Below are 10,584 nucleotides of genomic sequence, written 5' to 3'. Positions count from 1 at the left end.
AAGCGAGCGCCGGAACGGAAAGCCCGCTGCCTACGCTTCCCTCATTCCCCTCTTCTGTAAAAGAAAAAGGCTTGACTACTGATAAGAAAGCGTCCGCCTGGAGCGCAATGTGAAAAGAGCAACAAGAATTTCTCGACAGCCTGAAAACCAAACCCTGCATCTTTCTGATGCAGGGTTTGGTTTATTTCTTCTTATTTTTCTTTGAAACCGACACCGTAAGCAATGATACCAAAACGATGATTACAAAAGCGGCTAAAGCAGTAAGGAACATCCCAGCCAGCACTAAAACAAGCGCTGTAAGAACCGCTTGCACCGTTTGAACGATCAACACCAGCTTCCAAACCGCTTGCTCTCTATTAAACTGAGTCAACGGGAACAAATTATCCATCCGGAAATGCTGGGTCTTATTCAGCCCTTGCCACACCTGGATAGCTGAAGCAAATGCCAGCGCCGCAGCAAAAATGGCGACCGCAACCGGAAACGGAATCAGCCAAGCGCCGGCCATCAAAATGACAGTCAATCGGATCCATAGATAAAACAATTCATCCGACCGGATAAACGTGCGCCACACCAAATAAAGGTGGGCGTTTTTGGGTCCTGGTTTGATAAAGCGGTAAATCCAGTTGAGCCAAGAACGCGCCTTGATTTTGCCTTTTATATGCGGAACATCTGTGAAGTAATTGGCGAACTGGTAAAAGCGCAGCATCCGATTTTCTTCGAGCGCGATAAAGTGCCCATAAGCAAACGGTTTGCCGACTGCCTGCTGTTTTACCCACCGGCCGTAAATGATAATGATAAATAATACAACAACCGCAAATAATAACTGTTCATCTATATAGAAATAAACAAACAAAAGTACGGCAAGAAAGCGGACAAGGCGATCCACCCATGCCTGTTGCCCGGCTTTCGCTTTTCGGAACGAAAATTCCGTCTGGATATTCCACCATTTCAATAGCAACAGTAAAATCGGCAACCCGATCAATAAAGCGGAATCCAATCCGTATAGGGCATTTACCATGGGCAGAGACACAACAAACGCCACAACCGGCAAATATAGCTGCGAGAAAAATGTCCATTTTAATGCCGGATTCAGAAACTCATCCAATTTGCTTTCAAGCGGCAAAAAGTATACTGCATCTGCTTCTTTCAGCAACGTTGTCGGCGGGCTATAAGCCAATAACACCCCAAAAACTACTGCCAATAGCCAAGCTCCCGGGAATTCCGGGGGAATGTTTTGCACCCATTCGCTATAGGCGTAGCCGGCCGCGCCGATGGCAAACAACAGCACCACCGCAATATGGCCAGTGAACACGTATTTTAAATAATTTTGGACTTCAACCACGTATTTCTGAAGCCGCTTTGACCACACATTATGCAAATTCTTCATTAAGTTCATCCTCGGTCATTGCAATATACAAATCATCCAGTGAAGCATCCGGCATATTGAATGCTTTCCGTAAGTCAGCCATCGTGCCGCTTGCCCGTACACGCCCGTTATGCAGCAAAATAATCCGGTCGCAATAACGTTCAGCTGTCGATAAAATGTGGGTGGACATCAGAACCGATGCCCCTTTTTTCTTTTGTTGCTCCATTTGGTCCAAAAGCGATTTGATGCCAAGCGGATCTAGTCCCACAAATGGCTCATCAATAATGTATAGGGACGGATTCACTAGAAATGCACTCATAATCATCACTTTTTGGCGCATCCCTTTTGAAAAATGGGATGGAAACCAACGAAGCCGTTTTTCCATCCGGAACTCTTTCAACAATTCTGCTGACCGGGTTTCAAATGTCGCGGAATCCAGCCCATAAGCCATGGCGGTCAATTCCAAATGCTCCCGAAGCGTCAATTCTTCATATAAAACCGGCGTTTCTGGTATATAAGAAAAAGATGATCGGTAAGCATCCATATCATCTTCAAACGATTTGCCATTCAAACGAATTTCGCCTGATTTCGGCTGCATCAATCCGATGATATGTTTGATCGTCGTACTTTTCCCTGCACCATTCAATCCGATTAATCCGACAAGTTCGCCTTTTTTGATCGAAAATGTCACATCCTGCAAAACGGGTTTTCGTGTATAGCCTCCCGTCAGCGCTTCAACTTCCAAAACTGCCATTGCCAACACCTCTTTCTCATCATATTGTATCAAAACTGGTAGATGATTTCTTTTGTGGATAATTAAATATGATAAAATAGGAACAGCAAAACTTGAAATAACGGGATTTCCTTGCTTGCCAAAAGGGAAACGATGAAAGGATGAGGAATATGGAAAACTGTATTTTTTGTAAGATTATTGCTGGCGACATCCCAAGTGTGAAAATCTATGAGGATGACAATGTGTATGCTTTTATGGATATCATGCCTTTGACGAAAGGGCATACGCTGATTGTCCCTAAAACACATCGGGCACTGGTATACGATCTGACCTCCCAAGAAGCGGCCGATTTGTTTTCGGTCGTGCCGAAAATTGCTTCTGCCATTAAAGAAACGTTCGGACCCGCTGGCATGAATTTACTGAACAACAACGGCGCCAAAGCTGGCCAAAGCGTTGCACATTTCCATTTGCACTTCATCCCGCGCTATGGCGAGACAGACGGTTTTGGAGCAAAATGGGTAACAAAAGAAAAAGAATTCACCGCCGAACGCATCCAGCAATTGGCGGACGAAGTAAAAGAAAAATTGAGTTCCCTTACTTGATTTATGCCTTGATAAAAGATAGAATCAGGTTAAGTTTTTCGCCGGCGATCATGAGGATACGACCGGGAAGACAAAAAAGCGTAGAGCTGAGGAGAGATGAGAATTGAATACGAAAAATCTAGTTTTAATGGCGCTGCTGGTCAGCGTAGGAGCAGCACTTTACTTGATCATCCCTGGAATTAACGGGGGCATGAAACCCGATTTCATGCTAACGATGATGTTTGTCGGAATCTTGTTATTCCCGAATGTTAAAAGCGTCTTTTTGCTGGGAGTGACAACTGGTGTGATTTCCGGTCTGTTTTCCACATTCCCCGGCGGTTTTTTCCCGAACATTATCGATAAGTTCATTACTGCATTCGTCTTTTTCGCAGTTGTACTGCTCATTAAGAAAGTTGCAACAAAACTTCCGGTAGCAGTTGTTTTATGTGGCCTTGGCACAATTTTGTCCGGCACGATTTTCTTGTCAGCGGCAATATTCGTTATCGGCGCAGAAATTCCTTTCGGACTGCTTTTCACAACTGTCGTCTTGCCTGCCGTCTTATTTAATGGTGTGGCATTTGCGCTCATTTTCCCGATTGTAATTACGTTGGTCAAGCGTTCAAAACTGCAAACTGCAGTGTCTCAAAGCGTATAATTAAAAAGCTTTTCACCGATAAAACCGGTGAAAAGCTTTTTTTCGTTGAATCCCCATTCATCTTTATGTTTTAATTAAGTGGAATAAAGGAAAAGAACCGTATAGATGAAAGGGGCGTTTGGCATATGAGAGCATCAACATTTTTTATAGGGCTTGCGACAGGGCTAGCAGCAGGAGCTGCAGCAACATTATTTACTACTCCACAATCAGGTAAAGATCTCCGGACTTCGGTGAAATCCACTTCTACTGATTGGAAAGACAGATTATCCGAAGTAAAAGAGAAAGTAAACGAACTAAAAGAATCTGTAGCGGCTTTAACGGCTGAATCTAAAAGCCAGCTTCCTGCCGCGATGGATGAACTGAAAAAATCAATGGAAGCATGGCAGCAAAGTACGGTTCCGGCTAAAGAACATCTTCAGCTTGAGATTTTGGCAATCCAAAAATCAATTGAAGAACTTCAAAAGTCGATCAGCAAAGATAAAAAAGATGATAAAAACAATGAGAGCAAAGATAATAAAGAAGACCAGAGCAGTTCCGTAAACGAAAAATAATAAAAATGCCGGCAGCTTACAAGAAAAGCTGCCGGCATTTTTTTGGTTGAATTCCGATTTTTCTAAAATCTTTCGACCTAAATTTCACAAGATTTCTTATTTTAAAATTTTTTTACTATTCGCACTTTAATAGTAGTTGCTTTACTGCTATAATAAGAGAAGATACTTTCGGGGGAAAGTTGGTGCCTAAATGAGTGAACGAGAATACACGATGAAAGAAGCCATGCTGTTTAGCCAACGCATAGGCCAATTATCAAAAGCGTTATGGAAAGCAGTCGAAAAAGATTGGCAACTATGGATAAAACCTTATGATTTAAATATTAATGAACACCACATTCTATGGATCTCCTATCATTTAAAAGGCGCTTCTATTTCAGACGTGGCAAAATTTGGTGTGATGCATGTCTCGACAGCCTTTAACTTTTCGAAAAAACTGGAAGAACGCGAATTATTGGCTTTCTCAAAACGCGATACCGATAAACGCAATACATATGTTGAACTGACGAAAAAAGGCGAAGAGTTGATGCAAGAAATGATTGAAAAATACCACGATACTCCTCATTCAGTTATCGAAGGGTCTCTGCCTTTGCGGGAATTATACGGAAGATTTCCAGAATTCATGGACGTAATGGCCGTTATCCGCAATATTTACGGAGATGATTTTATGGAGATCTTCGAAGCTTCCTTCAAGAACATCGAAAACCGGTTCAGCGAAGAAAATCACATTATCCAAACTGCTGAAAAACCATAAAAAACATTCTTGAAATACCTTAATTTTATGGTTGCTTTTCTCTAAAAATAGTTGTATTGTATGTATCGACTCATAAGAGAATTCTCACTTGTAGGAGATGCAAATCATGCATTGCTGGAAAACTATAAACGTAAAAAAACAGTACGGATTCGACCGGCTATTCATGATGTCCGCGCTTATCGGAGTTGGTGTATTCATCAGCTTCTATATCACGCTCAACATCGTTTATACCGATCCTTTATCCGACCAGTACTTTCTGCCATTTATCCTGGCAATCTTAGGGATTTATCCGCTTCACAAAGTATGCCATTTTATTCCGCTTTTCGGATGCCGCAAATGCATACGCCTGATTCTCACAAAACAATTGGGATTGATGCCCATCATTACGCTGAAAATAGCTGAGCCAGTGGCCAAAATACGTTTTATCTTTACTTTGGTCACTCCTTTCTTTTTGATTAATGCAGCCATTGTCACTTTGAGCATTTGGATGCCGGCTTTCAGCCATTATTTTGCGATGCTGCTTGCATACCATTGTGCCCTATGCGTTCCTGATTTGATTTACATGCGGAATTTAGCGCGTTCTCCAAAACATGCGTTAATAGAAGAAACAGATACCGGCTTTGAAATTCTTGTGCCTCAGCCGATGGCCTAAACCTGTTTTTTCTTCCCGGATTTGCTATACTAGAACCTAAGTTCAGAGGGGAGGAAATTCATGTTAATCGGCTTTGTAGTTGTTTTCTCTGTATTTTACTTGTTTCAAATCAACCGCATGACATTAGCATTGGTAACTTCACGGGAAATTCCTGAGGAAAATCATGAAAAAATATTTCGGACGATTAATATATTAATCACAATTTTACTAGTATCCTTATACGTTGGCGTAGAATTTACCCCATAAGTTCATTTGCCTTTTGGCAAATGAACTTTTTAGTTTGTTGGGCATTCTATTGGATTGGCATGTTAGCCAATCTTCAAACCATCCCCTTTCCTGCTGGTTGAGCGTGAGCTAAAGATCCCGTAGCGGAGAAAATGGCTGAAGCCACGCCCGGGCTGCTGGCAAGCCGTGAGAATCTTCATCACTTTTGTGCGCTTTTATTTACCCGGATTTTACTTTTACGAAACTTTTTGATTTTTTAAGCTTTTATGGTATAGTAACACTGGCATCAAGAAAGAAAGTTGGGAGCGAAAATAATGAAAAAATCATTTTTAACAGTCACTTTGGCTGCATCAGTTCTAGCTTTATCCGCATGCAGCGGGAACGGTTCAGACAGCGAAGTTGTCGTATCTTCTGAAGTGGGAGATATCACAAAAAACGACCTTTATGAAGAAATGAAAGCTTCAGTGGGTGAACAAGCTGTTCAGATCCTTATGATTGAAAAAGTGCTTGGCGAAAACTACGAAGTCACTGACGAAGAAGTAGACGCAGAGTATAAGAAATCACAGGAAGAAATGGGCGAAAGCTTCGACCAATTCCTTGCTCAAAACAACCAAACAGAAGAAAGCTATAAAAAAGTCATCCGTTTGAATTTGCTTCAGGAAAAAGCATTGACTGAAGACGTTGAAGTCACTGACGAAGAAATTCAAAAACAATATGACCGCCAAGGCACTGAGCTTAATGCCCGCCATATCTTGGTTGCTGATGAAGCAACTGCGGCAGACATCAAAAAACAATTGGACGAAGGCGCTGACTTCGCAAAATTGGCTGAAGAAAACTCCACGGATCCAGGGTCAGCTGCAAACGGCGGAAACCTTGACTGGTTTGGCGCTGGCGCAATGGTACCTGAATTTGAAGAAGCGGCTTATAATTTGGAAGTAGACGAAATCAGTGAACCGGTTCAAACGCAGCACGGATTCCACGTCATCCAAGTTCTTGAAAAACGCAAAGTGGAAGATCAACCGGCACTTGAAGACCAAAAAGAAGCGATCCGCACTGAATTAGCAGTTGCAAAAGCGGATCAAGCGGCTCTTGTTCCAAAAATCGCTAAGATGATGGAAGACGCAAATATCGATATTAAAGATGAAGATTTAAAAGGCGCTTTGGACAGCATTCTAAACGCTGAAGCAGCACCAGCTGAATAAGGGCGCAAATTAAAACCCGTTGTTATGGGCTACCCATAACAACGGGTTTTTGCTATTGATTATTTGTTTAGTAAATTAATGAGAAGCCCACTTTAAATCGTCGGCTTATAAAACGAACGGTTATCCAGGGCAAACAGGCGCTCTGAGAATTCCCCAGGTTTCGTTTTACCGAGCGCCCGGTCGAGCATCATCATTTTGGCATCGATGTTGTCGATGTAATGAAGGATTTCGGCTTCTTTAATCATCGGCCGTTTCGGGCTCCCCCATTCTTCTTTTCCATGATGGGACAGGACAAGATGCTGGAGCAACAGCACTTCTTCTCCGTCAATTTCAAGCTCTTCCGCTGTTTTGGCTATTTCGGTTACCATGATGGAAATATGCCCGATCAAGTTTCCTTCGATGGTATAAGTTGTAGCTATAGGGCCAGACAACTCAAACACTTTTCCAATGTCATGAAGAATAATGCCGGCATACAGCAAATCCTTGTTCAACGATGGATAAATGCCGCATAGCGCCTTCCCAAGCTGCAGCATGGAAACAACGTGGTCTGCAAGGCCGGAAACATAATCGTGGTGGTTTCTTGTAGCTGCCGGGTATGTCAGGAATTTTTGTTGGTATTTTTTTAAAATATGGCGTGTGATGCGCTGAATTTGAGGGTTTTGCATTTCAAATAAATAGCTCATCACTTCTTCTGACAATTGTTCGGTGCTTTTTTCAGAAGATGGCATCAAGTCAGCGATCGACTGGTTTTCTTCCGGCTTGGCCGGACGGATGCTTTTGATCCGCAATTGATTTTTTCCGCGGTAATTATGGATTTCCCCTCCTACCCGCACAATGGTTTCAGCTGCAAACATTTTTTCCTGTTCTTCTTTTGTATCCCACAATTTCGCTTCGATATCTCCGCTTTTGTCCTGTAAGACAAGCGATATGAACGGGTTGCCCGTTGTGGTGACGCCTTTGACGGATTGCTTGATCAGCAAATATTCATCAATGGTCTCCCCTACTGCCCGTTGTGTGATTCCTTTTGTCATGAGTGCACACTCCTTTCTGTGTTTGCCACATGAATGACATGGGCATTCGGCCAAACCTGCTGCATAGTTTCATGGCAAGTAAAATAAATAAACTGATGGTTCGCTTGCAGCTCTGTTATTAAGTTTATCATTTGCTGAAGGCGACTGCGATCAAAATGGACAAAAGCGTCATCCATCACTATAGGAAACGGATGGCTTTGCTGCATCGACACCGCAAGGGCCAGCCTTAGAGCAATATATGCTTGCTCTTTTGTCGCTTGGCTCAGTTCGGCAATATGAAAACGCATGCCATCTGTTCTTACCGCTTCGAAAAAGCCCGCGGGATTCATTTCTAATCCGCTATACGCTTGGGCTGTCAGTTTGCTGAAGTATGTTTCGGCATCAGCAATAACTGCTGGCAATTTCTTTTCTTTTAATTCGTCCATGGTTTGCTTGATCGCTTCTATGATGGCCTTGTTGATCGCCCAGCTTTTCGCAAGTGCTGCAAACTCGGCTTTTTTCTCTTCAAATTGCTGTAGCTTCTCTTCGTACTCTCCGTTTGATAGCAGTTTTTGCGTTGTCTGCTGCTTATCAGCCAGTTCCGCAAGCAATTCGTTGCGTTCATTCTTCAGTTCCGTTAGTTTTGTTTCCTGATGGGCTAAAAAGCCGCTTAGCTCTTCTTTGTTTAAGCCGGCCGGAAGTTCTGCATGCCCTAAAACAGAAAGTTGGGAACGAATAGGCGCAAGCTCATGCAGAAGGGCTTCTTTTTTTGCTGCATCGTCGGCAACTTTGTAAAACGCGTTTTCGTCAGCCGCTGCTGCTTCCTGAAGCAACAAATGTTTTTCTTTTTCTACTTGCTCTAAAAAGGCGGCAGTTTTTTTAGCCTCGGCCTTAAGTTCCGCTCGTTTTTCTTCCCTTTTCAGCGCCTCTGCTTTCTGCTTTTGGCGAATGGCATACTCACTTCGCAACTCAGCATATAGGCCTGCAGGAGATAGTGGCCTTGTTAAAATCGCTTCCGCTTGTTCCAGCCATTCACTTATCTGTCGGGCAAGGACGGCTACATCTTGTTCAAGGCGGCCGAGACGGGAATGCACGGCTTGAATTTCTCTTAGCTTTTCAAATAGGTCCAGGACGGTTGACCGGTTAGAACGCGGGTCGATTCCCAGTTGCTCAAGAAATTGCTCGTACGCTTCCTTTGCTGGCTGTCCTAGTGCTGTTTGGGATAGCAGTGCTATTTTCTCTTTGGCGGCAGCAAACCGAAGTTGTGCGTCCTCCAGCTTTCGGTCGAATTCGTTCACCCGCTGGACCAGCGCATCCATTTCGGTTTCTCTTCCCGCATACTTCTGTAAAAGTTTTTCATGGCCGCTATCCCTTTTTGCCGGCTGGCCGTTTTTCATAATTGCCCAAGCACCGGCTGCTGCCGCAAGGAACGCTATGCCTGCAACTGCATAATTTCCCTGTATCATACCGAACAGCAGGCCCAGGAGGCCCAAGCCAAGAAAAAAGAAGCTGAGCATGCGCGAGTCGGCGGAACGCTCTAAACGCTTCGCAGCTTTTGCCTCAGCCAGCCGCATTGATATAGCTGGCCACTGCTCAGCTTCCTGGCGCTCCCTGTCCGTAGGACGATGTTCCAAAAGCGCACCCACCTGTTTCCGGGCATTCTCCATTACACTTTTTTCTTCAGACAATTGGCGGGCAGTAAAGCGCTTTTCCTCTTCTTCCATATCCAGTTGCTCAACATGAAAAATCAGCTGTTCTTCGCGGTTCAATGATACATCGCTCTGCAGCGCCGCTTCGGCTGGCATGCCCACCAAACCGACTAGCCTTTCCTGGTCGTCCAGCAATTTGGTCATTTCATCTTTCTTTTGGCGATGCAGCATTTGCAGTTGATGCCATTCCGATTCCCTGTTCAGCAACTGTTCGAGCGTTTCTGTATCGTGTAGACCTTCCTCCGAGCCCCGAAGCGCTGCTAGCTCGTTATTCACGTAATCAATTTTTGAAGCTGTTTCGGTCATCCGGTCTTGCAGCCTTTCCATACGACGTCTGCCGTCTGCTGGAAAACCGCCGGCTCCTTCAAGCTCCTTTAGCTCTTTTGTTAACATTGCCGATTTTTCAAGCAAAGGCAGCGACTGAAGGTGTTTTTCCGCTTCTCGCATGCTGCTGGAAATTTGCTTTTCTTCTTCCGTCATATCGGCTAACCGGTTTTCTATCTCGTGTATCCGCTCTAAATATGGTCCGTAAAGTTCTGTCTCCGACCGAAAGTTCCTCAATTCTTTTTCATTTTCTCTAAGTTCTTCAATCAGCAAATTCATTTCCGGATTGCGGCCGGCCTTTTTGAACAATAACCCCATATCTTTTTCCAGACGGCTTTCCATTTTCGTAATGGCATCAATTCCTGTTGTTCCGGAAGCAAGCAGCGTTCTGCTCAACTCCTCTTCAGTCATCCGCTCCAGCCCTTGCAGCTCATGGATGGAAAACGAGAAAATGGATTCGAATGCGGCCCGGTCATAGTCGCGCAAAATCATTTTCAGCTCGGCTTCTCCGCCTCTTGTACCGTCTTCAAAAAAGACCGTTACATCGCCTGCTGCTTTTCCTTTTACTCGTTCGACGATTACCCGGCCGTATTTTTCATCAACCAATTGAAGCTGCCCTCCGTACTTGCCGCCAGATTTTGGCTCATATCGCGTTTTTGTTTGATTGCGCATAGGATAGCCAAACAATGTTTGGATGATAAATTGCTGAATGGTCGTCTTTCCAGCTTCGTTAGGCCCATAAAACAAAGATAATTGCGGACTGACATCAATTGTCCGGTTTTCATGTTTGCCGAACCCGTAAATAATCAATTTTTCAATTTTCAT

At 43.9% G+C, this 10,584-nt stretch carries 11 protein-coding genes; 7 read left to right on the top strand and 4 right to left on the bottom strand.

The features are described 5' to 3' along the window. Positions 1-181: 181 nt before the first annotated feature. Both FQV28_RS04450 and FQV28_RS04445 read right to left on the bottom strand, forming a co-directional pair. Positions 182-1,387 carry an ABC transporter permease gene (locus FQV28_RS04450; protein WP_146494375.1) on the bottom strand — a complete coding sequence of 402 codons (1,206 nt, stop codon included), beginning with the start codon at positions 1,385-1,387 and terminating at the stop codon, positions 182-184. Further along, complete coding sequence (locus tag FQV28_RS04445) at positions 1,371-2,120, bottom strand: ABC transporter ATP-binding protein (RefSeq protein WP_146494374.1); 750 nt, start codon at positions 2,118-2,120, stop codon at positions 1,371-1,373. Before FQV28_RS04445 ends, FQV28_RS04450 begins: the two co-directional genes overlap by 17 nt. Before the next feature lie 149 nt (positions 2,121-2,269). On the opposite strand from FQV28_RS04445, the gene FQV28_RS04440 reads away from it, so the two are divergent. From FQV28_RS04440 to FQV28_RS04410, 7 genes are all read left to right on the top strand, one after another. Next, entirely contained in the window at positions 2,270-2,701 is a 432-nt protein-coding gene (locus FQV28_RS04440) for an HIT family protein (protein ID WP_370455111.1), read from the top strand. A gap of 103 nt (positions 2,702-2,804) precedes the next feature. Then, complete coding sequence (locus FQV28_RS04435) at positions 2,805-3,335, top strand: tryptophan transporter (protein ID WP_146494372.1); 531 nt, start codon at positions 2,805-2,807, stop codon at positions 3,333-3,335. Between the two features lie 125 nt (positions 3,336-3,460). Further along, positions 3,461-3,886 carry a YtxH domain-containing protein gene (locus tag FQV28_RS04430; protein WP_146494371.1) on the top strand — a complete coding sequence of 142 codons (426 nt, stop codon included), beginning with the start codon at positions 3,461-3,463 and terminating at the stop codon, positions 3,884-3,886. Between the two features lie 190 nt (positions 3,887-4,076). Beyond that, positions 4,077-4,637: an HTH-type transcriptional regulator Hpr gene (locus FQV28_RS04425; RefSeq protein WP_146494370.1), complete on the top strand. Its 561-nt coding sequence runs from the start codon at positions 4,077-4,079 to the stop codon at positions 4,635-4,637. Between the two features lie 106 nt (positions 4,638-4,743). Further along, entirely contained in the window at positions 4,744-5,289 is a 546-nt protein-coding gene (locus FQV28_RS04420; RefSeq protein WP_146494369.1) for a DUF3267 domain-containing protein, read from the top strand. 60 nt (positions 5,290-5,349) lie between these two features. Then, positions 5,350-5,535, top strand: a complete 186-nt coding sequence (locus tag FQV28_RS19440; protein WP_146494368.1) for a hypothetical protein — start codon at positions 5,350-5,352, stop codon at positions 5,533-5,535. A gap of 293 nt (positions 5,536-5,828) precedes the next feature. Next, entirely contained in the window at positions 5,829-6,716 is an 888-nt protein-coding gene (locus FQV28_RS04410) for a peptidylprolyl isomerase (RefSeq protein ID WP_146494367.1), read from the top strand. A gap of 92 nt (positions 6,717-6,808) precedes the next feature. Here the strand turns inward: FQV28_RS04410 and yhaM are convergent, their stop codons facing one another. Together yhaM and FQV28_RS04400 are read right to left on the bottom strand one after the other, a co-directional pair. Further along, positions 6,809-7,747, bottom strand: a complete 939-nt coding sequence (gene yhaM / locus FQV28_RS04405) for a 3'-5' exoribonuclease YhaM (protein ID WP_146494366.1) — start codon at positions 7,745-7,747, stop codon at positions 6,809-6,811. Next, positions 7,744-10,584 carry an ATP-binding protein gene (locus FQV28_RS04400; RefSeq protein ID WP_146494365.1) on the bottom strand — a complete coding sequence of 947 codons (2,841 nt, stop codon included), beginning with the start codon at positions 10,582-10,584 and terminating at the stop codon, positions 7,744-7,746. The genes yhaM and FQV28_RS04400 overlap by 4 nt, the downstream gene beginning before the upstream one ends.

The organism is Planomicrobium sp. CPCC 101079 (assembly GCF_007859275.1).
In the GTDB taxonomy this organism is placed as follows: domain Bacteria; phylum Bacillota; class Bacilli; order Bacillales_A; family Planococcaceae; genus Planococcus.
Note: the sequence above shows the minus strand (reverse complement) of the source record. Positions and strands in the feature narration are given on the sequence as shown.